General features: G+C 55.5%; 19 protein-coding genes. 10 read left to right on the top strand and 9 right to left on the bottom strand.

Features of this window, described 5'->3' with window-relative positions; translation table 11 throughout:
- Window positions 1–289: 289 nt before the first annotated feature.
- From O4G22_RS05495 to O4G22_RS05505, 3 genes are all read left to right on the top strand, one after another.
- Entirely contained in the window at window positions 290–1,273 is a 984-nt protein-coding gene (locus O4G22_RS05495) for a hypothetical protein (RefSeq protein ID WP_094137335.1), read from the top strand.
- Window positions 1,274–1,302: 29 nt separating this feature from the next.
- Complete coding sequence (locus O4G22_RS05500; RefSeq protein ID WP_094137336.1) at window positions 1,303–2,568, top strand: protoporphyrinogen/coproporphyrinogen oxidase; 1,266 nt, start codon at window positions 1,303–1,305, stop codon at window positions 2,566–2,568.
- Between the two features lie 286 nt (window positions 2,569–2,854).
- A complete protein-coding gene (locus O4G22_RS05505; protein ID WP_297408103.1) occupies window positions 2,855–3,745 on the top strand; it encodes a hypothetical protein in 891 nt (296 codons plus the stop codon).
- A 131-nt stretch (window positions 3,746–3,876) separates the two neighbouring features.
- Here the strand turns inward: O4G22_RS05505 and O4G22_RS05510 are convergent, their stop codons facing one another.
- Window positions 3,877–5,535 carry a sulfatase family protein gene (locus tag O4G22_RS05510; RefSeq protein ID WP_306702358.1) on the bottom strand — a complete coding sequence of 553 codons (1,659 nt, stop codon included), beginning with the start codon at window positions 5,533–5,535 and terminating at the stop codon, window positions 3,877–3,879.
- A gap of 87 nt (window positions 5,536–5,622) precedes the next feature.
- Between O4G22_RS05510 and O4G22_RS05515 the strand changes: the two genes are divergently transcribed.
- Window positions 5,623–7,521, top strand: coding sequence for a RecQ family ATP-dependent DNA helicase (locus O4G22_RS05515; RefSeq protein WP_306702359.1), 1,899 nt, complete (start codon window positions 5,623–5,625; stop codon window positions 7,519–7,521).
- On the opposite strand, the gene O4G22_RS05520 is transcribed toward O4G22_RS05515, so the two are convergent.
- Genes O4G22_RS05520 through nadB form a run of 4 tightly spaced genes read right to left on the bottom strand, consistent with a single transcriptional unit; the run spans window position 7,518 to window position 12,563 of the window.
- On the bottom strand, window positions 7,518–8,714 hold the full coding sequence (locus O4G22_RS05520; RefSeq protein ID WP_306702360.1) for a glycosyltransferase: 1,197 nt from the start codon (window positions 8,712–8,714) through the stop codon (window positions 7,518–7,520). The genes O4G22_RS05515 and O4G22_RS05520 overlap by 4 nt on opposite strands.
- Window positions 8,711–9,919, bottom strand: a complete 1,209-nt coding sequence (locus tag O4G22_RS05525; RefSeq protein ID WP_306702361.1) for a glycosyltransferase family 4 protein — start codon at window positions 9,917–9,919, stop codon at window positions 8,711–8,713. Before O4G22_RS05525 ends, O4G22_RS05520 begins: the two co-directional genes overlap by 4 nt.
- Before the next feature lie 20 nt (window positions 9,920–9,939).
- Entirely contained in the window at window positions 9,940–10,965 is a 1,026-nt protein-coding gene (locus O4G22_RS05530; RefSeq protein WP_094137342.1) for a hypothetical protein, read from the bottom strand.
- Entirely contained in the window at window positions 10,959–12,563 is a 1,605-nt protein-coding gene (nadB, locus tag O4G22_RS05535) for an L-aspartate oxidase (protein ID WP_094137343.1), read from the bottom strand. The genes O4G22_RS05530 and nadB overlap by 7 nt, the downstream gene beginning before the upstream one ends.
- A gap of 106 nt (window positions 12,564–12,669) precedes the next feature.
- Here nadB and rlmB point away from each other — a divergent pair, with 106 nt between their 5' ends.
- From rlmB to O4G22_RS05565, 6 genes are all read left to right on the top strand, one after another.
- Window positions 12,670–13,251 carry a 23S rRNA (guanosine(2251)-2'-O)-methyltransferase RlmB gene (gene rlmB, locus O4G22_RS05540; protein ID WP_094137344.1) on the top strand — a complete coding sequence of 194 codons (582 nt, stop codon included), beginning with the start codon at window positions 12,670–12,672 and terminating at the stop codon, window positions 13,249–13,251.
- A 33-nt stretch (window positions 13,252–13,284) separates the two neighbouring features.
- Window positions 13,285–14,106 (top strand): metallophosphoesterase, encoded by an 822-nt coding sequence (locus O4G22_RS05545; RefSeq protein ID WP_290488857.1) that lies wholly within the window; start codon window positions 13,285–13,287, stop codon window positions 14,104–14,106.
- 92 nt (window positions 14,107–14,198) lie between these two features.
- Window positions 14,199–14,417 (top strand): hypothetical protein, encoded by a 219-nt coding sequence (locus O4G22_RS05550; protein WP_306702362.1) that lies wholly within the window; start codon window positions 14,199–14,201, stop codon window positions 14,415–14,417.
- Window positions 14,418–14,539: 122 nt separating this feature from the next.
- Window positions 14,540–14,992: a metal-dependent transcriptional regulator gene (locus tag O4G22_RS05555; protein WP_306713967.1), complete on the top strand. Its 453-nt coding sequence runs from the start codon at window positions 14,540–14,542 to the stop codon at window positions 14,990–14,992.
- Window positions 14,993–15,959: 967 nt separating this feature from the next.
- Window positions 15,960–17,159 (top strand): carbohydrate porin, encoded by a 1,200-nt coding sequence (locus O4G22_RS05560; RefSeq protein ID WP_306702364.1) that lies wholly within the window; start codon window positions 15,960–15,962, stop codon window positions 17,157–17,159.
- A 460-nt stretch (window positions 17,160–17,619) separates the two neighbouring features.
- Window positions 17,620–18,027 carry a hypothetical protein gene (locus O4G22_RS05565; protein ID WP_094137351.1) on the top strand — a complete coding sequence of 136 codons (408 nt, stop codon included), beginning with the start codon at window positions 17,620–17,622 and terminating at the stop codon, window positions 18,025–18,027.
- A gap of 86 nt (window positions 18,028–18,113) precedes the next feature.
- On the opposite strand, the gene O4G22_RS05570 is transcribed toward O4G22_RS05565, so the two are convergent.
- The 4 genes from O4G22_RS05570 to O4G22_RS05585 all read right to left on the bottom strand — a co-directional run bounded on the left by O4G22_RS05570 (window position 18,114) and on the right by O4G22_RS05585 (window position 21,132).
- Window positions 18,114–18,284 carry a FeoB-associated Cys-rich membrane protein gene (locus O4G22_RS05570; protein ID WP_143245729.1) on the bottom strand — a complete coding sequence of 57 codons (171 nt, stop codon included), beginning with the start codon at window positions 18,282–18,284 and terminating at the stop codon, window positions 18,114–18,116.
- A gap of 31 nt (window positions 18,285–18,315) precedes the next feature.
- A complete protein-coding gene (gene feoB / locus O4G22_RS05575) occupies window positions 18,316–20,580 on the bottom strand; it encodes a ferrous iron transport protein B (protein ID WP_306702365.1) in 2,265 nt (754 codons plus the stop codon).
- 77 nt (window positions 20,581–20,657) lie between these two features.
- Window positions 20,658–20,888 carry a FeoA family protein gene (locus tag O4G22_RS05580; RefSeq protein WP_290488867.1) on the bottom strand — a complete coding sequence of 77 codons (231 nt, stop codon included), beginning with the start codon at window positions 20,886–20,888 and terminating at the stop codon, window positions 20,658–20,660.
- 31 nt (window positions 20,889–20,919) lie between these two features.
- Complete coding sequence (locus tag O4G22_RS05585) at window positions 20,920–21,132, bottom strand: FeoA family protein (RefSeq protein ID WP_094137379.1); 213 nt, start codon at window positions 21,130–21,132, stop codon at window positions 20,920–20,922.
- Window positions 21,133–21,316: the final 184 nt, after the last annotated feature.

Consider the following 21,316-nt stretch of genomic DNA (forward strand, 5'->3'; position numbering starts at 1 on the left):
TCAATTCCCATTCCGGCAGAAATATTCATATCCGCCGGAAAGCCTGTATTTCAAAGAAAGTGGTTGATTATCAGCTTTATTCCCTTTCTGCGGAGAGTTCCTCCCGTCATGCGGCAATAATCGCACTCAATCTTTTTTCAACCTCAGGGAATTTGGAATCCCTCAATCGAATTTGGAATTCGTGTAGTATTCCCCCACTCTTTACACGGTGCATGCACCCGGAGAGCAAATCCTGTTTTTCAATGATTTATGTTGGAGGATACGGTTTGTTCCTCTACATCAAACGACCATGGATACTTCTTCCCGGAAAACGTCTCTTGTTGTGTTGTTCAACCATCGGTATGACCGTAACATTCCGGTCATCAGAGAGCTTTATTCAAGACGCTTTTCCGGGTTGCTTCAATTAATGCCCTATTACAAGGGGGATGCCCCTGACGTATGTTCCGTTTACGGGAATTCTTTCCAGTTTTATAATTATATTTTACAGTCCAGGGAAAGAATCAGACAGCTGGATGGCGATTATCTTCTCATCATCGGAGACGATCTTCTTTTAAATCCCGGGTTTGACGAATTTTCCACGCCGTCCCTGCTGGGAATTCATGGGGAGGATACGTGTTACCTTGACGGTTTTGTGGACGTTTCTCTGCCGGTGTGTTACCGGGGAACGGCGGAAGCTCACCGTTTTTCCATAACTCCCCCCGGTATTGATGCGGAAAGCGTCAACAGGAACGTTCCTTCCTATGAGGAAGCCAGGCGGATTTTAAAATCCAGGAACCTCATGCGGCATGATGAATTGTCGCGCGTACGCATGTTTCTGCCCAAATGGAGTTCCGGCGGGATTCATGCGAATTGGAAAGTGTTGAAGGGCAGGGTATGGCATTTGCTGAATTACTGGAAGCACCGGATGAAAAAATACCGGTATTCCTATCCTGTCGTTTTCGGATATTCGGACATTGTCTGCATTCCGAAAGGGAGATTGGACGATTTCTGCCGTATTCTCGAAGTGTTCTCCGCATGGAACATGTTTGTGGAGCTGGCCATTCCCACGGCGTTGCAGCTTCTTCCCGGTACAAAACTGGCTACGCTGGAGGACACACAATACAAGTCGGGAAACGTCTGGTTCCCCCAGGATCCGGAACACTTTGAAGCCATGAATGCCGTCATCGGAGGGCTTTTGTCTTCTTCCGGAGGGAACCTTGACAAATTGCTTGCCTCCTTTCCGGAGGAATACCTGTACCTCCATCCCGTGAAATTGTCCCGCTTTGCCAGGTAGGGGCGTCAATAAATTGGCCTTTTTATCCCATGATGAAATATGCTGTGATCGGAGCCGGGGTTTCCGGATTGTCCATGGCCGGAATGTTGCTGAAGAGAGGTCATGAGGTGGTTGTTTATGAAAGGGACTCCCGGCCCGGCGGCCTGATTAAATGCACGGAGGTGCAGGGTAATCTGTATCATCGGGTGGGCGGGCATGTGTTCAATTCCCGGCGGCAGGAGGTGCTGGACTGGTTTTGGTCCCGGTTTGACAGGGAGCGCGATTTTGTTTCCGCCCGGCGCCGGGCGGTTATTTCCCTGGAGGGTGGGGCTGTGGTGGATTATCCCATTGAAAACCACCTCGACCAGTTTCCCGAGGCCGTCCGTTCCTCTATCGTCCATGAGTTGCTGGAACTTTACAGGAATCCTCCCGCGGAGCCCCGCTCCCTGGGAGAGTTTTTTCTGAACCGTTTCGGGAAAACCCTGAACAGCCTTTATTTCACGCCATACAATAACAAGGTGTGGAGGCAGGATATCAGCCAAATTGCCATGGATTGGCTGGAAAACAAGCTTCCCATGCCGGGTGTGGCGGAAATCCTGCTGAACAATATTGGGCACATCGATGAAAGCGTCATGGTGCACAGTTCTTTCTTTTATGCGAAAAACGGCGGTTCCCAGTTTCTGGCGGATACGCTGGCTCGCGGCCTTAAGGTCAGGTACCGGGAGGAAGCCGTAAATATCCTCCCGAAGGACGGGAAATGGCTCATACAGGGAGAGTTGTTTGACAGAGTTGTCTTTACGGGGAATGTCAGGCAGCTTGGGGATTGTTTCCCCTGCGTGGACGAATTGCGCCCGTTTTTCCCCCGGATTTCAGAATTGCGCTCTCACGGAACCACTTCCGTGCTTTGCCGGATCTCCCCTAATGACTACAGCTGGATTTACATGCCCTCTCCGTCCCACCGTTCCCACCGGATCATTTGCACGGGGAATTTTTCCAGAAATAATAATAACGGGGACATCACCACCGCGACTATTGAATTTTCCGAGCAAATGGCGGCAGGGGAAATCAGGCGCCAGCTGGAGCTTATTCCCTTTTCCCCTGTGTATCTGGCTCATCACTGGGAAGAATACACCTATCCCGTTCAGGATGCCTCCAGCCGGACCCTCATCAGGGAACTAAAGGAGCGCCTGGAACCGAAAGGCATTTATTTATTAGGCCGTTTTGCGGAGTGGGAATACTACAACATGGATGCGGCCATTGGCGCGGCCCTTGATTTGGATAAAAGGCTGGCTGCGAAGCAGATGCCGCGGGGATGAGTCAATTTCCGGGTATGGCAGAGTATTTGAACGGGGGATTGTTAATCCGTCTGTTCCTAAAAAATTTAGGTGTAACTATAAAAAAATAATTATAAATGGTTTATAGGATTGAATGGAATTTTTGCGATAAAAAAAATCCTGTTTCAACCCGTGTTCTATGTACGGAAATTATTCTCTGTTAAAGTTTTCCATTGACAGCGGATTAACAACTCGTTATAGCTGAAAGCGCAGAAGATGTGCCCCTGTTTTTTACCAGGGGCATGCATTTCCACCGGAATTTGGGAGTATGGCTATCCGTTATTGTTCTTTCGCGACCCGCGGCTACCGTTTGCGGCAATGGATGCAGATGATGAGCCTGAGGCTGGCGGATTCCTCTGTGGAATTGTCCTGTTGGAATCTTAATCGCCTGGAGAGGGAAGGAATCAGGGAGGCTGTTCCCTGGTTCGACCCGAATTTGCAGGGCGCCGGGTTTTGGGTATGGAAGCCTTTCATCATTCTCAAAGAGCTGGAACATTTGGAGGAAGGGGATTACCTGCTTTATACGGATGCGGGGCGTCCGCCGGGGAGGCTTTTCCATCATTCCTTGCAGCCGTTTGTCCAATGGCTCCGGGAGAAGGGGCAGGATATAATGCCGGGCGTGAACATTTCCTATTATACGGGGGACCTTACGCGGTGGTGCAAGCAGAGCGTTTTTGATGAATTGAAGCTGGATAGCAGGTGTTTTGAAAAAGCGCCCCTGATTCAGGGATCATTCCTTTTCTTGAAAAAGTCGGAACAAAGCCTCCGAATTCTCCATGAATGGATGGATTTATGCCGTCAGTTCAAGCTGGTGTCTTCCGCAGCTCCGGAAGAAGAGAGCCGTTGCCGCTCCAATTTTGTGGCTCACACGCACGATCAGACGTTGCTGTCCCTCGTGGCGGCGCAACATCATCTGGACTGCCTGTATTCCGGGAAGGGCGTCATTCATCTGGAAGGCCGCCGGGCGTTTGAGCGGCATCCCGGTTTTGACGACAAGGACCCGGACCGGTTTTTGGAAGAGCTTGGCGCAAAGAAAGAGGAGCATCCCTTAATGCCCGTGCTTGGCTGCATGCAGCAGGCGTTTTTCCTGTATGAAAAAGCCATGAGTAAATTGATGAAGCTGGCGGGCTTGAGACCCCTCCGCGGGTTTTACCGTTGAGGGATGGTTGTGGGCGGAAGGGGCGTCTGCCAGCTTCAGCCTTCGTGACGGACCGCGCCGGCCTGCCGTGGGGAAAAATAAAAAAGCGCCGGAAAAACCGGCGCTTGGAAAAGCAGTTTCCTGGGGAACTGTTACCAGGAAGCGTCGAATTTGGGGATAGGCGTTCCCTTGCCTCCGGGGCTGTTTTCCGGGACTTTATAGGCTTTACGAAGTTCGTGGTAACGCTTCTTGAGCTGCTCCACCGTAGTTTTGTAGGCAGGATCGTCAATGACGTTTTTCATTTGCATGGGATCCTTTTTCATGTCAAAGAGCATCCATTCTCCGCTGGTCCAGATGTAGGAAAGCGTGTAGCGGTCCGTCCGGATGCCGTCGTGGCGCGGGGCGTTGTGTTCGCCGGGATTTTCGTAAAAACAGTAGTAAATGGCATCCCTCCAGTTGTCGGGAGTCTTGCCCGTGAAAGCGGTGGGAAGCAGGGATACGCCCTGGAAGGTATTCATGTTTTCCGGGGTGTCCGCCCCTGCCGCGGAAACGATGGTGGGGGCGTAGTCGATGTTTTGCACCATGGCGTTGTTGCAGATGCCCGCGGGAATTTTGCCGGGCCATCTCATGATGAGGGGCATGCGGAGGGATTCTTCAAAAATCCAGCGCTTGTCGTACATGCCGTGTTCTCCCATGTAGAACCCCTGGTCTCCGCAGTAGATGACCAGCGTGTCTTTCGCGAGCCCCTCTTTGTCCAGATATTCCATAAGGCGGCCGATGCTGTCGTCCACGGACAGAAGGCACCCCAGATAATCCTCCATGTAGGCATGCCATTTCCATTCCGCAAACGCTTTCGGGTCCTTCAGTTTTCCGGATTTCATGCCGTCCACCAGGGACTTGGTGCGCTTGGCGTAATAGTCCGTCCAGGTTTTCTTTTCTTCCGGCGTCATGCGGTTCAGTTCGCCCAGATCCCAGCCGTAGCCGGGGGAAACGATGCTTTTGCGCATCTCTTCCGGAACCTGGTCCTTAAGCACTTTGAGGTCGGAATAAATCGCCATGTGATTGGCGACGGTCTGCTGGTTTTTCTTCAGGAATTCCGGACGGTTGGCGTAGTCGTCATGGAAGTTGGCGGGCGGCGTCATGCCGGAGGTGTCCACCTTGCCCAGGTGGCGCAGAGCAGGGCACCAGGCGCGGTGGGGAGCCTTGTGGCCCACAACGAGCAGGAAGGGCTTGTTCTTGTCCCGGTTTTCCAGCCACTGGATGGATTTGTCCGTGACCACGTCCGTGGCATAGCCGGGAAATCGCTTCGTCTGGCGTTTGCCGTCCGGCTTGAGGCTGATAAAGTCCGGATTGTAGTAGCTGCCCTGGCCGGGGAAGATTTCCCACGTGTCGAACCCGGTGGGATTTGATTCCAGGTGCCATTTGCCGAAAAGGCCCGTCTGGTATCCGGCTTTCTGCAGCATTTTCGGGTAGGTGGGCTGGGAGCCGTCCAGCGGTTTCTGGCCGTTGAAGACAAAGCCGTTCATGTGGGAATGCCTGCCGGTCAGGATACAGGCGCGGGAGGGGCCGCACAGGGAGTTGGCGCAGTAGCTGCGGTCAAAAACCATGCCCTGGCGTCCCAGTTTGTTGAAGTTGGGCAGGGCGACGGGGGAATCGTCTTTGCCGGTGCCCAGCGTCTGGTAGGCGTGGTCGTCCGTAATGATAAAGAGGATGTTCGGTTTCTTATTTTCCGCGGCCCTGGTTTGGGCTGACAGGGGAACTGCCGCCAGCAGGGCCAGAGTTCCGGCGACGATAGTTTTCAAGGGTCTCATATTGCCTGGAGGATATAGGATGGCGCCGCCGTGTCAATGTCATAGGATTCCTTTTGCCGGTATTCTGCGTTATGGTATTCTCGCCCCATGCTTTCCTCTACTCTGGAAGACACGCTGCGTTTGTTCGGCAAGGAGCGGTTCCGTCCCATGCAGAGGGAGCTGGTGGAGTGTGCGCTGGAGGGCCGTTCCTGCATCGGTATTTTGCCTACGGGTTCCGGCAAGAGCCTTTGCTATCAGATTCCGGCGGTGCTTGGAAACGGGCTGACGGTTGTGGTTTCTCCGCTGATTGCCCTGATGCGCGACCAGGTGGCGGGGCTGGAAAGACTGGGGGTGGCCGCCGCCAGGTATGATTCGACCCTAGCGGAGGAAGATAAGGCCGCCCTGATGGACAGATTGACGTCCGGAAGCGTCCGCCTTCTGTTTGCCGCGCCGGAATCTCTGGAATCCCCGTGGATTCGGCAGGCCATGGAGCTTGTCCCTCCCGGCTTGTTCGTGGTGGATGAGGCTCATTGCCTTTCGGAATGGGGGCACAGTTTCCGTCCGGATTATCTGGGGCTGCCCGGTTTTTTCAAAAAGCACGGATTCCGCTGCGTTATGGCGTTGACGGCCACGGCTACGGAGCGGGTGTGCCGCGATCTGGCCGGCCTGTTTGGCGTGCGCGATGAATGTATTTTCCGGGCTGCTCCGTACCGTGCGAATATTTTCCGCCAGGTGGAAACGTTGAGGGAGCAGGATAAGACCGCGCGGCTGGTTGAATTGTTGAAAGAGGAAGGCCGCCGTCCCGCCGTGGTGTACACGCGGACCCGCAAAGATGCGGAAAACCTTTCCTACGAATTGGGGAAAGCCGGTTTTTCCGTCAAGTCCTACCATGCGGGCATGCCTCCGGAAACGCGGGGGCTGGTTCAGGACGAGTTTCTGGCAGGCGCGGCGGACGTGCTGGTGGCGACGATTGCTTTCGGCATGGGGATTGACAAGCCGGACGTGCGTTCCGTAGTGCATTACCATCCCCCCGCCAGTCTGGAGGCGTATGTTCAGGAATCCGGCCGTGCGGGCCGCGACGGTCTTCCTTCCTTCACCCTGGTGATGTTGTCCGCCCGCGACAGCGTGGCCGCAGTCAACCGGCTGCATGCGGCGGAGCCGGACCGGTACGGCATGAAAGGGCTGGTATCCCTGTTGTCCCGCAGGGGGGAGCACATTATTTCCCTGTATGAGGCTTCCTCCGTTTATGATTTGCCGGATGTGGCGGTGGACCGGATGCTGTTTGACCTGAAGCGTTCCGGTTCCGTACGGGAGCAGGGGACGGGGCACAAGTACTACAAGGTGCGCCCTCTGTTCCGGATGGAAGAAATCCTGTGCGGCCGCAGCAGGGAGGAATGCGCCCGGCTGCAATGGATGGATATGCGCCGGCAGGGGGAGGTGGAAGATCTGGCCGTGGAATGGGGAATTTCATGGGAAGAAGCCGCCGCCTGGCTTGGAGACCTGGCTCTTTCCGGAGAATGGAAAGTGGAGATGCGCCAGGCAGCCCTTCATCTGTATTCGGAAGGGTTTGACGCGGAAGAGGCTACGGAGGAATTTGCGCAGTATTTTTCCAGATCCCGGCTAAACGGGCTGGAACGCTGGAAAACCTGCGTTTCCACGCTGACGTCTTCCGCCTGCCTGAATAGAAGCCTGGATGCCTATTTCGGTTTCCGGGACGCATCCGGACCTTGCGGGCATTGCCCTGCGTGCTGCGGGATGGAGCCCGCGGCCATGGAAGAAGAGGAACCCTCCCCGTTACCGGAAGAGCTGCGTTCCGCCGTCATGGAGCTGGCGGGGCAGAGAAAGCCCGCGCTGGCCCGTCCTTCCCAGTTGGCGCGCTTTTTGCTGGGGCTGGCTTCCCCCGCGGCCATGCGCGCCCGGTTGTGGAGCCATCCGCTTTACGGGGCGTTGGCGGACAGGAAATGGGAAGACGTGTGGATTGAGGCGCATGCCTTGTTGGGGAGTTAGAGGCCGGCTTTTCCGCCTTGGGCGGCTTCACAGGCGGCAATAATGCGTTTGCAGGAATTTTCCGCATGCAGCAGGGAACCCCAGTAGCGGGATATTTCCTCAGGGTTGCGTTTTCCTGAGTCCCAGGCGCGTATTTCTTCCAGCAGCGCTTGGGAGAGGCTTTCCGGAGAATCCTGCGGGCTGAGCGTGCCTGAATCATGGGAAACGTACCATTGCAGGCAGTTCAGCTGGGGGGTGAGGCAGGGCCCTACGACAGAGGCTCCGGCGCACAACGCTTCTGCGGAGGCAAGGTGCGTTCCCTCGGACAGGGAGGTGCAAAGACTGATTTTGGCCAGGGATTGTTTCTTTTGCAGCTCAATGTTTGGGATATAGCCGGCCAGATGAATGCGGGAGCGAAGGCCTTGCGGAAGGTTGCCGTGCCATTCCCGGAGAAAAGGAGGGAGATTGCCGTAAATTTCCGCTTCCCATTCCGGGGCGTGGACAAGAGCCTGTTCCAGCGTGGACATCAGCAGTCCGGGGCGTTTATAGAGAAGATCGTCCCAGCGGCCTACGGCCATGATGATGTTGCGCTTCTCTCCGGCAAAGCGGCAGGTGGAAGAAATGGGGTTGGGAACCAGGAGCAGTTTCCGGACGATGGATTTTCCATAGAGCCATTCCCTGTCTGCGACGGATTGGAGGGCGGACGGAATGGGGAAAGCGACCACGTCTCCTGAATCCAAATGTTTTCTGCGTCCCCTGCTGGCGAGGTTCCATGTATGCTGTTTCAGGAGGCGCAGCAGGAAAAAAGCGGAACCTTTGATTTTTCCGTGGATGAAAACGTCTTTGATATACATGTTTTTCGCAATGGGAAGCCAGTATTGCCACGGAAAGAACAGTCCGGAGGAGTCCATGTAGATTACCAGAAAAATTCCCGCGTCATGGATGGCTCTGGCGATGGGAAGGTATTTGCCCATTCCCCACGCGTACAGGACCAAGCCGTCAATACCCAGGGACTTCCACCAGGCGGGGTTTTCCAGGTTGGCGTATTCCGTGCGGATGAGGTCGGGATCATCTCCTTCCCGGGCAGGTGCGGGCATGATGGCCCTGCTCTTCACTCCGATTTTCTGGAAGGCCTTGCAGAAAGCGCCTGAATCACGGGAAAAGAAGGTATGGTCTCCTTTGAAGGAAACCGGTGTGCATGTGTACCATCTCATGATATTGCGGGGGTGGAAGGTGAATGGAAAACGTGAAGCTCGTCAAGAAGGGCTTCCATGGACCGGAGCCATGCGGCGGGGGAGTATGTGGAGGACAAAAGTTGTTGCCCGTGCGCGCCCATGGACGGCCAGCGTTCTTCTTCCTTCAGGGCGGTGCGCAGCGTCTCCGCCAGGGATTCCACGGAAGGTTTCTGCGCAATCCAGCCGTTTCTGCCGTGGGTGATGAGTTCCGGCAGGCCTCCGTTCGGGGTAACGATGACGGGCGTGCCGTGGAGCCATGATTCCAGGACAACCATACCGAAGGTTTCCTCCCAGAGGGAGGGCGCTATGGAAAGGCCGCAGGCGGCGCGGACGGCTCCTTGTTCCTCATGGGGAATGAATCCGGTCAGGCGGATGGATTCAAGATGGCGGGAAGAGATATAACGCTCCAGTTCCCCGCGCAGGGGGCCGTCTCCCATCAGGTAGAGCATGCGGCCAGGGGGGGACAGGAGTTCCCACGCCTGCACCAGTTGCAGGACTCCTTTTTCCTGCGTCAGGCGTCCGGCGTAAAGGACGTCCCGGCGGGGCGCTCCGGGGGCGGGGGAAGGATGTTGCCGGATGAAATGCGGGATAACCCTGATTTTATTCTCCGGTATTCCGGTCTGGATGAGAAGCTCCCGCTGGCGTTGGCTGATGGCAATGTAGGAGGAAAAGCGGTTCCAGGTTCCCGTGCGGCGCGTTTGATGCAGGACGGCGGCTGCCAGAGAGGAGTACGCGGCGTTTTTTCTCCAACAGGCGCGCATGATGCCGGGGAGATAGTTGCCGCCCTGACAGGAAAAGCAGGGCGCTCCGTTCCGGTAAAAAACTCCGTTGAGGCAGCCGGAGCGGTAATTGTGCATATAATGGATGACGGGAGCGGGCTGATTCAGGGCCAGTTCATAGACGCAGGGAGACATGGCCGGGAACGTATTGTGGATGATCCATGCGTCATAGTGGTTTTCCCGCAGGCATTCGCGCAGTTTTTTCTCCACATCCCTGTTGTGGAGCATATAACTCATTTTCGTCAGGGAGCCGTGGGGGCTCCGGCGCAGTTCCTCCGTTGAGTAAACAAAGGGAGTGACGTCCGCTATGGCGCCCAACGCCTCCGTAATGGCATGGAAGCAGATTTCTTCCCCTCCAACCTCGCTGTAACGGCTGAAAATATGTAGAATGCGTGGACGTTGCATGGCTGCGGCGGAACAGGGGGTTATCCCTGGAGTTCCCTTCTGAGTTTTGCGGGATCCTTCAATAGCTCCCTTTGAATGGCTTCCTGCTGCCGGCGCAGGCGGTCTTCCCGTGACTGGAGGGATTTTTTTCCGGCTCCCAGCCCGGAATTGACAAAGGGATTGTTATCCCCGTATTTGGACCATGGGCCGCGCGGAATACGGTAAAATTCCACAAAGCGCCAGTGGACAAGGGCTGTTCCCCCGGTAATGCCCAGATAGTCGCGTACGGCAGGGGAGATGTCAATGCCCGCCCCTTTGTTCTGGGTGTTGACGGGGGGCTTGTTGCCAAAGACGTAGGGCCAGTCTTCCGTGGTAAAGGGGCCGCAGTCTTCCCATTGGGCAAAACAGGAACGCTTGTTATAAACGATTTGCACCCATCTGCCCTTGCAGACGGATTGCCCTTTTCCCGTGTATTCACGGCGGAACCACGGGATGACCCGCGACGCCTCCGCCTTATGTTCCCCCTTGGAAACGTCATTATAAGGGAGCGCTACGTAAAAGGGGTTTTGCCGGGGGATGAATGTTTTCGGCCGGAAGTCCATCGTGCGGCAAACGGGATCCGGGTTGTCGAAGCCGCCGAAGTTTTCCCGCCATGCGGAATCCCACGAACTTTTGTGGTTGGCTACCGGATTGCGCTCCGTGGGTTCTTCCCCCACCCAGAAGACCGTGGCGGTAATGTTGAGCCGCCAGGGATAGGTGCCGGGGCTTTGCCTGGACGTTCTGGGAAGGATGCGGGGCGCCGGCCGCTTTCCTCCCTCTGTTGCCGCGGGCGATTTGACGATGACCCGGGGCAGGGGGTCCCGTTGCGTTGGGGTGATGATGGCGGGCCCTTTGGGCCGTCCGGGGCTGTCCGCCAGGGCGCGTGTGGCGCTCCGCCCTGTCTGGATGTCCGCCCTGGCGGTCCCTGCGGGGACCAGAACCAGCAGCGCGAGCAGGCATGCGGACGGGAGGGGGCTCCCGGAGGACCCCTTCCGTAATGCCTGTTGACGCTGCCGGTAGTTTACCATCGGTGCAGTTGGGTGACGAAGCGGTGGTCCAGCTTGCCGGGATAATCCGTATTGAAATGGAGGCCGCGGCTTTCATTGCGGCGCATGGCGCAGTCCACGATCAGGGAGGCCACCGCCACCAGATTGCGCAATTCCAGGATGTCCGGCGTAATGCGGTACCCCCAGTAGAAGTCCTTTACCTCCCGGTGCAGCATCCGGAGCCGCGTAGCTGCGCGGTCCAGCCTTTTATTGGTCCGCACAATGGAGACGTAATCCCACATCAGGCGGCGGATTTCATCCCAGTTATGATAGATGACGGAAAGTTCGTCAGGAAGGGCCGTATCTCCGTGGTGCCAGGCGGGGATGTCGTAAGAAGTGGGGGAATCCTTTCTCAGGGGATGCAGGGAAAGCATGGAATTCAGCGCCCTTTTGGCGACCACCACGCATTCCAGCAGGGAATTGGAAGCCAGCCGGTTGGCGCCGTGAAGGCCGGTGCAGCCGGTTTCCCCTGCGGCGTAAAGGCCGTCCAGACTGGTCTGGCCGTTGACGTCCGTCAGCACGCCGCCGCACTGGAAATGCGCTGCGGGAACAACGGGGATAGGTTCCCTGGCGGGATCGACGCCGTAGCGGTTGCATGTCTCGTAAATCAGGGGAAAACGTTCCCGGACGAACCCTTCCGGCTTGTGGGAGATATCCAGATAAACGCACATGCTGCCCGTCCTCTTCATTTCCGAGTCTACGGCGCGGGCGGTGATGTCGCGCGGGGCCAGGGATTTGCGGGGGTCGTACTTGTGCATGAATTCCTTCCCGTCCGCGCCTATCAGCACGCCGCCTTCCCCGCGCACGGCTTCGGAGATGAGGAAGGAGCGCGCTTCCGCGCCTTCCGCCCGGGTGTTGAAGAAACAGGTGGGGTGGAACTGCACGAATTCCATGTTGGCGATGGTGGCCCCCGCCCGCCAGGCCATGGCTACGCCGTCCCCCGTAGCGGAATCATTATTGGTGGTGTACAGGTAGACGCGCCCGCAGCCGCCGGTGGCGAGCAGCACGCGGTCCGACCGGAAGATTTCCACTTCTCCGGAGACGCGATCCAGCACATAGGCCCCCAGCACGCGGTCTTCCGTGACGAGGCCCAGCTTGGTAGTCGTAATCAGGTCAATGGCGAAATGGTCTTCCAGAAGTTCAATGTTGGGGTGAAGCTTGGCCGCCTCCAGAAGTTTGGAGGTAATTTCCAGTCCGGTGGCGTCTTTGGCATGGAGGATGCGCCGCTTGGTGTGGCCGCCCTCTCTGGCCAGTTCGTAATCCTCTCCCTGATTGCCGGAGTCGAAATTCACCCCCCATTCCAGCAGTTCCCGGATGGCGTCCGGACCTTCCTCCACGATAGTGCGCACGGCCTGTTCGTTGCAGAGGCCCGCTCCGGCGTCCAGCGTATCCGCGACATGGTCTTCAAAGGAATCGTTGCGGTCCCATACGGCGGCGATGCCGCCCTGCGCCTTGGCGGAACTGCAATCCAGAAATTTGCCTTTTGTAATGACTGCAACCTTACCGTGTTCCGCCGCTCTCAAGGCGAAACTCAATCCGGCAACACCTGCCCCAATGACTAAAAAGTCGCTCGTCTTCATCTTGAATGGTACGGCATTATACCATGATGCGGGCCGCCAAGTCACGCCCAATGATGGGGCGGCGGGGCATATTTGTCTGGAAAAGAAGCGTAAAACACGCTAATTGATGGGCATGAGACCCCAAGGGAACGAACAGGAAGCGCGCCGGAACAAGCATGTGCGCAGCGCGCCGTCCAAAATTGCCGTGAAGGCGCTGGGAGAGGAGGCGCTGGACGGGATTCTGGACAAATCCCCCAACCCTCTGCTGCTGATTTTGGACTGCGTGCAGGACCCCCATAACCTGGGAGCCATCCTGCGGACGGCGGACGGCGCGGGAGTGGATGCCGTCATCGCCCCGCGGGACAAATCCGTGGGCATTACGGAGACGGTGCTGCGCGTTTCCGTAGGCGCTGCGGAGAAGGTGCCTTTTATTCAGGTGACCAATCTGGCGCGTACCATGAAGCAGCTCCAGAGCCGCGGCATCTGGATATTCGGCACATCGGACAAGGGAGACCGCGGCCTGTATGAAACGGACTTCACGGGGCCGGCCGCTCTGGTGATGGGAGCGGAAGGGGAAGGAATGAGGAGGCTGACGGAAGAGAACTGCGATTTCCTGCTGAGGATCCCCATGAAGGGAAGCATTCCGTGTCTGAACGTATCTGTGGCTACGGGCGTATGCCTGTATGAAATGGTGCGGCAGCGTTCCTGATTCCATGACTGTTTTTCTCCCTCCCTCGTCTTTATGATTCAGGAACTTGCTCTTGCTCCGGGGGACCGCGCCAGATTTATCTCAGACATTCATTTCGGCCATGCCAAGGCGTTGGTGCGGGAGCCGGAAGAGCTGGAGTTTCTTTTGGAGGGATGTTCCCATCTGGTGGTGTGCGGCGACCTCAGTGAAACCCGTGAAGGCCCCTGCCGGGAGGAAGGTTTGGAAAAACGGGCCCGTTTCCTGCGGATGTGCCGGGCTGCCGGGGTACAGCCCGTTCTGCTGGCCGGCAACCATGATCCGGACGAGAAAGCCGGACTGCTGAAATTGCAGGGCGGGCGCATCTGCGCTTTGCACGGCCATGCGCTGTTCAGGGAGGTGGCCCCGTGGGGATGGGAATATTTGAAAAACAAGCAGATTTCCCGCGAACTGATTGCCGCGTTCCCGGAGGCGGATGCGGATTTGCTGCGGCGGCTGGAGCTGGCGCGTGCCATGAGCGTGCTGGTGCCGCCTGTTTACACGCGTCCCGGAGCACATCAAAATAAGCTGGTGCGTTTTTTAGCTCATTCTGCCTGGCCGCCGGAACGGCCCGCGCGGATTCTTCTGGCATGGCTGACGATGATGCGGCGCATGAGGAAATTTGCGGACTGTTTTTTCCCGGAAGCGGAAGTCGTCATTTTCGGCCATCTTCACCGCCGGGCGGTGAGCGGGAAAAAGGGGAGGCGGCTGAACGTCAACCTGGGCGCCTGTTTCCGCCATGCCAAGTGCTGGGCGGCGGACGTGACGCCGGAGGGGGGCGTCTCCATACGCAGTTATACGCCCGGGGGATATGACGGTCCGGCGGCAATCCTCCGCTGATTGATGTCTTCCCCGGAGAAAAAGATGAGGGGAACGCGTCCGTGTTTAGGCGATAATGTGTTAGAGCACCGAATGACTAGTCCATACAGTTTGTGGACGCGTTCCCCATAGAATTTGACCGCGCCTGTTTCCCCTGGCGGCTGGCGGGACAGTTTTTCCCGGAGCTTTTCAGGGCGCAGCCCCGGCAGCAGCAGGGGCGCGAGGAGGAAAAAAGCCTGGAGAAGAAGGACTCCGTTCTGGCGGATGCGCCGCCGGAGCGCTTTCTTTCACTGTTTCTTTCCGAATCGGAGCTGATTATGAATCAAAGTTAGCGTGCGCTAACTATTCTTGCAAGAAAAAAGTTTGGCAAATCTAATATTTTTCAGGAAGAGATTGACTTGGACAGATCCTTGGCTATTGTTTTTTTGTTAGTCAAACCTAATAAGAGTCAATCATGATACACAAAAAATTCCCCACTCCGGAGTTGAGCAACAGTCTGGAGGATTATATTGAGGCCGTCCGCAACATTGAGTTGAAAAAGGGGTGCGCCACCGTAGGGGAGATTGCGGAAGCCCTGAATGTGAAAAAGCCTTCCGCCTCACTGGCCATGAAGCAGTTGAAGGAACGCGGCCTGGTGGAATACACGCAGTATTCTCCCATTGCCCTGACCGGGGAAGGCCGTTATTACGCGGACCGGGTCATTTCCTGCCATACCATGGTGAAGGAGTTCCTTATGACAGTGCTGAAGATGGAGGAAAAACGCGCCGATGAAGTGGCCTGCTGCATTGAACATATCATGACGCTGGAGGAAATCTCCCGTTTCCGGATTCTGACGGAACGTTGCAGAGAGAGGGGAATAGAATACATGGGGCAGCCCGCTTCCCCGGCCGACTGCTCCGCGCCGTAAACAGGAACCGTAATCCGGAATGCTTTAGCCATTCTGAACGGAGGCGGCGGAAACACCTTGCAAAACAGAAAAGAGGAAACTTTCCCGGCTATGCGGAGAAACAAGGACCGGGCCGGTTTCCGGACTTCTCGCGTTCTTCCGGTTCGTGGCTGCGGAGCGTTTCCGGCCTGAGTTTGTCCGGCGTGCGGAGAATGGCCTGGGGCTGGTTTCTTCCCGGATGTTTGCCAGTTTCTCTGTGGCCTCCCGCTGGATGTTCATGGCTTTCAACATGCTCTGAACGGCCCGTTTCCGGGCAGCGGGACTTTTCACTGCTTTCGCATTAATGGCGGCGATTATTACTCCGACACCCCCTCATAGGTCCTTGTCGTTCATGTAACTCATGGTCATTATGTTGATTGGGTTCATCCGGCCTTGACGGCATGCAGCCGCTTTTCTTCCGGCAGGATGGGATTATATCCAATCCAGTCTGCATTTTCTATGCGTTTTCTCGACGTTTATGTTGAGTTAAATTAGTGGAAACTAATTTTTTTGATGGGTGTAAGAATATTTTTAATATATTGATAATAAGTAAAATATAATAAATCGTTGTGGTGATGGCCGGAGCCGGTCAAGGGAATCGGAAAGAAAAAGTGTTGACTGAATAGTTAGTTCAATCTAACTTTGCCGTGTTGCATGAACTTGGCTCATACAGGACTTCACCGTTTCTTCCGCCGGATCTGCCGGTACAGGAAACTGGCCGGGCTGCTCATCCGGCGTCCCAGATACCGTCTGCTTTGCGGAGACTGTGAGTTCTGTATGGGGGCATGCGGCAGAGCTGTGAAAGAGCAATCCCGGCAGAACGAAAGCGGAGCACTTTCCCTGTAAAGAAAAGCGCTCCCTCTCCGCCGCCTTGGTTCAATAATACAATCATTATACCACAAATATCCAACAATAAGACTAACTGTTTTCTATGAAGAAGCATAGCATAATGGCAATGGCGTTGACGAGCCTCATGGCTCTTCCTGTAATCGCTCAAGACAGCACCCCTGCTATTGGTGATATTTTACAGGGTATCAACATGTTTACCCCGGAAGAAGACGATCCTGCCTACAAGGTGAAGGCCAATGATAAGTACGGCGCCCAATGGGCTGTGGATATGGCCTACGGACTTTGGAATACGGAAAAGGTTTCCAATGTTAAGCGCCATACCAACCTGGCTCTTCTTCATGCCCAGCTCAATCAGCGTCTTATTGAAGACAAGGCCAACGGGGGAACCTGGTTGCGTGTGGAATTTTCCGGCTCATGGGGGCTGGATCGCGAATCCGCCCAGAGCGATACGTTTTTCACTGAAGCCTATGCCACGGCTTCCGGTTTGCACGCTGACGCGATGGGACCTCATGAAGGGATATTCCCTGAAGTGGCCCTGATGCAATACTTTGCGGGGAAGCGCGCCTGCCTCATTGCAGGCATGGTGAACCTCACCAACTATGTTGATGCCGTCAGCATCGCCAATGATTCGTTCTCTTCTTTCACCAATGACGGGTTTGTGAACTCCACTATTCTTCCTCTGGTGGACAGCAATGTTGGCGGTATTCTGCAAGTTGAACTCAACCGCAATAATTACATGATGGTTGCCGTTTCCCGCACGGGATGCGATTCCGGATACAACCCCTTTAATTCCAATCATGGCGATGGTTATGCCGTGGTTGGCGAATACGGCCATATTTTTGCCGATGGAGCTGCGACTCTCCGCGTCAATCCGTTCTATGCCAGTACGGATGTGGACATGGATGACGGGGCCGGCGAACGCCGCCGCCAAAATGCCGGGCTTGTCGCGAGCATTGAATATACCCCCTGTGAGCCTTTGACCATTTACTCGCGAGCCGGGTTTGCCGCCAAACAATACTTGAGCAATTCCGCTGAATTCTCCGTGGGAGCCAACGTTAAGCTCTTCCCTTCCCGTGAAGATGACTTCCTGGGCATTTCCTACGGTGTGTTCAAAGGGCAGACTCCCTGTGACGGAGAGCGCGCTGAGCATAACCGCGAACAAGTGCTGGAAGTCATGTACAGCTTCCAGGTGAATGATTACTTCAAGGTTGTTCCGCATTTCCAGTACATTGCGAATCCGGCTTACAGCGCTTCCAGCGAGAATATTCTCTGGGGCGTTCAGGCAGTCTTTTCTTTCTGACCAGCTGATTCTGGACGCGGCCGCCTTTTCTCCTGGATTGGGCATGGCCGGAATTTGATGAAAACGCAGTCATATTAAATCTTCCTTATCTGTCTCCATGCAGTGAGCGGAATCCTGCGTGGAAAAGATATAGAAGGGGGTTGCATGACCTGGCGGCAGCGCCGCATTCTCGATCAGGTAGAGGATGCGGCGCTGCTTATTTGATTACAGAGCGTTTGCCCTCCTTGATTGACGTCTGCCGGCTGATCTGACCGGCAATCCATGCCGGCTCTTGGAATGGCCCTCAGTCTTCCGGGGCTGTCATAAAATACCGTCAGATGAAGATAAGGCTCCCTGCCGCCGTTCCCGGAAAAGCAGGTTTTTTGCCACGCCGGAAGATGGATGGAAACCGTAACGTTTCCGGGGCTCGAAGCGTTTAAAACCATATTGACTTGAACGGAAATTATCTTAAACTGACAGAATGAGTAAGGTTCAATGGGAAATTTCAAATGATGAAGTGACCGACCGTGATACTGCTCTGCGCCGCTTGCAGGAAGGAACGACCGGCCACGTAGTGTGCGCCCGCGACGGTGCATGCCTCCAGTCGTACAAGGAAGCGGACGGCGTGTACCATTGCGAAATCGTATTCAAGGAGGATTCCTGCTGCCCGCCGGTATTCGCCGCCCCGGAAGGGGTGACGGGAAAGGAACTGGAAATGCTTTACGACCGTTTTGCCAATGGAGACGATTTTTCCTTTGTAGAAAAGGAATGGGAACCTCTGATGGCCGTGGAATACCGCCACCGCCACAATGTGATGTGGTTCATTTTCCTGTTCATTGCGCTGGTAATTGCGGTTATGGCGGCGTACCAGCACGGCTGGATTAAGTGACAGGGGCGGCATGCGACGCGGCAAAAAACCTGCAAACCGCGGAAAACGGTTTGCAGGTTCTGGAAGGGAGGGCCGGAATTGGGGGGCTAATCCCGTTTTCCGTGGTCGTGATGGTGGCCGCCGCAGCAATTTCCGCCGCAACAACCGTCGCTGTCGTTGCCGCAGCTGCCGCAGCAATTGCCGCGCTTGCTGAGGATTTTGTATAACGCGTAGGCCAGAGCCAGGAAAAGAAGGGTGGCGATGATATATGTTCCCATATTGGTTAGTAGATAGAATTAAGGGGTGGGTTCAGCAGTCATTGGAGGCTGTATAAGGTTTCTTTGCCACCAGGTAAATAAGACCCGGCAGGAGCAATAGGGCAACACCCTGTCCGATGCCGAAGGAAGCTTCCGCATAAATCCATGCTCCCAACTGGTAGGTCAGGAAGGCCAGGCAGTACGCCAGGGCGCACATGTAGCCGATGGCGAAGAAAGTCCATTTGGCGCTGTTCATTTCCCTTCTGATGGCTCCCATGGCCGCGAAGCAGGGGGCGCAGAGAAGATTGAAAATCATGAAGGAGAAAGCGCTCAGGAACGTGAAGGCTCCCGCCTGGACAAGGCGGTCCCCTGTTTCCCTGATTTCCGCGTCTTCATCTTCTTCTTCCGCTTCAGCGGCGGATTCCCCGGAACCTTCCTCCAGGGATGCCTGGAACTCCTGGCCGGCGGGGGACATTTCCTGCGTTTCGGAGGGTTCCTCCGTTTTTTCCGCCTCATCTTCTCCGGAACCGCCGTCCGCATACAGGACGCCGAAGGTTCCGACTACGTTTTCCTTGGCGATCAATCCGGTGATGGTAGCCATGGCGGGTTTCCATTCCCCCCAGCCCAAAGGCTGGAAGACAGGCGCGGCCGCATTGCCGATGGAGGCAAGCATGCTGTCATTCTGCTCTACGGAATCCACCTTCCAGTTATAGCTGGAGAGGAACCAGATCAGGGCGCTGGACACGAAGATGACGGTTCCGGCTTTTTGCACGAAAGCCTTGCAGCGGTCCCATGCATGGATGATGACGTTCTTCCAGGCCGGGATGTGGTAAATGGGAAGTTCCATGACGAAGGGGGTGGGATCTCCGGCGAACATGGCGGTCTTTTTCAGAATGAGGCCGGAAAGGATGATGGCGCCCACCCCGATGAAATAGGCTCCCGGAGCCACCCAGGAATTTTCCGGGAAAAAGGCTCCGGCAATCAGGGCAATGATGGGGGTTTTGGCCCCGCAGGGGATGAACGTGGTGGTCATGATGGTCATGCGCCTGTCCTTTTCGTTCTCAATAGTGCGGGTCGCCATGACTCCTGGAACGCCGCACCCCATGGAAACAAGCATGGGGATAAAGGATTTCCCGGAAAGGCCGAATTTGCGGAAAATGCGGTCCATGATAAAGGCTACGCGGGCCATATAGCCGCAGTCCTCCAATATGCCTAGGCACAGGAACAGTACCGCCATTTGCGGGAGGAAGCCCAGAACGGCCCCCACGCCGGCAATCACGCCGTCCTGGATCAGGCTTTCCAACCAGGGGGCGCAGCCGGCGCTTTCCAGCAGGCCTCCCACCCATTCCGGAACCCATTCCCCGAAGAATGTATCATTGGCCCAGTCCGTACCCCACGCGCCTATCGTCTGGATGGAGATGTAATATACAGCCCACATGACGACGGCGAAAATGGGGAGGCCCAGCCAGCGGTTAGTGATGATGCGATCAATCCTGTCGCTGCCCGTCAGGCCGCCGGGGCTGGCTTTAACGACGGCATTGTTGATGATGCGGGAAATGGAATTATAGCGTTCATTGGTGATAATGGACTCGCTGTCGTCATCCATTTTCCGCTCCATGGTTTCAATAATCCCGTTGATGCGGGATTGTTCCTCGGGATGGAGAGCGAGCTGGTCCGCGACTTTCCGGTCTCTTTCGAAAACTTTAACGGCAAACCATTTTTTCTGCTGGTCCAGGCATTTGCCGGTGATGATGTCCCCAATTTCTCCGATGGCTTTTTCCAGATGGTTCGGAAAGTGGACGGCCTGCGGGGGGCGTGCGTCGTCCGACGCAGCCGTCGTTACCACGGCGTCTATCAGTTCACGGATGCCGGTCCCCTTGAGAGCGCTGATTTCCAGCACCCGGCAACCGAGGTCGCGTGAAAGTTTTTCCGTGTCGATCCTGTCGCCGCGCTTCCGGACAATGTCCATCATGTTCAGCGCGATAATGACGGGAACGCCCAGTTCGCAAAGCTGGGTGGTGAGGTAAAGATTGCGTTCCAGGTTGCTGCCGTCAACCAGATTCAGGATAAGGGAGGGGTGGTCCGTGACCAGGTAATTCCGGCTGACGATTTCCTCCAGAGTATAAGGGGAAAGGGAATAAATGCCCGGAAGGTCTTCAATGATGATATTTTTATGCCCTTTCAGGCGGCCTTCCTTTTTTTCCACGGTGACGCCGGGCCAGTTTCCGACGTATTGGCTGGCGCCTGTCAGGGCGTTAAAAAGCGTGGTTTTTCCGCAGTTGGGGTTGCCCGCCAGGGCGATGGTAATGTTGCTCATGAATGGTTTCCTTGTCTTGATGAATGAGTGCGCCGTCTTGCTGTCAGGTCAGGAAACGTGCGGTAATAAAAGCGGAATCAATGGATGTGGATATTTTCGGCTTCCGATTTGCGGATGGAGAGTTCGTACCCGCGGACAGTAACTTCAATAGGGTCTCCCAGGGGGGCTACTTTGCGGATGAATATCTGCGTTCCCTTGGTAACTCCCATGTCCATGATGCGCCTTCTGACCGGGCCTTCCCCCGCCAGTTTTCCGACGGTGACGGTTTCCCCGATGAGGGCGTCTCTTAGTGTACGTTGTTTGGTCATAGAATAATGGTTGATTGTTGGATGAAAGAACTCAGGCAACGAATATTTTGCTGGCAAGCGCCTTGCTGAGGGCAATTCTGGCTCCTTTGACGTTGACAATGAAATTGCCTCCGTTTTCGGAAACGATGGAAATCGCGCTTCCGGCAATGAACCCCAGACTTTCCAGAAAACGCCGGGTTTCATCCCTGCCATGGATTTTGTTGACTTGGCGGATATCGCCGATGTTGAGCATAGAGAGTGGCATGGTGCGTGTATGAATCAAGTTCGGGAGAAAGTTAGTCTTATCAAACTAACAAGTCAATGATATTATTCGGCTATCTTTCTTTCATTTATTCAAAGCTCATTTAATATGAACTGATTATATATTAGTTTAATCTAATTATTATTAATGGAGAGAAGGTGGAAATTCCCTGGTAATGCCTGCCGTA

The organism is Akkermansia muciniphila, from assembly GCF_030848305.1.
Lineage (GTDB): Bacteria > Verrucomicrobiota > Verrucomicrobiia > Verrucomicrobiales > Akkermansiaceae > Akkermansia > Akkermansia muciniphila_A.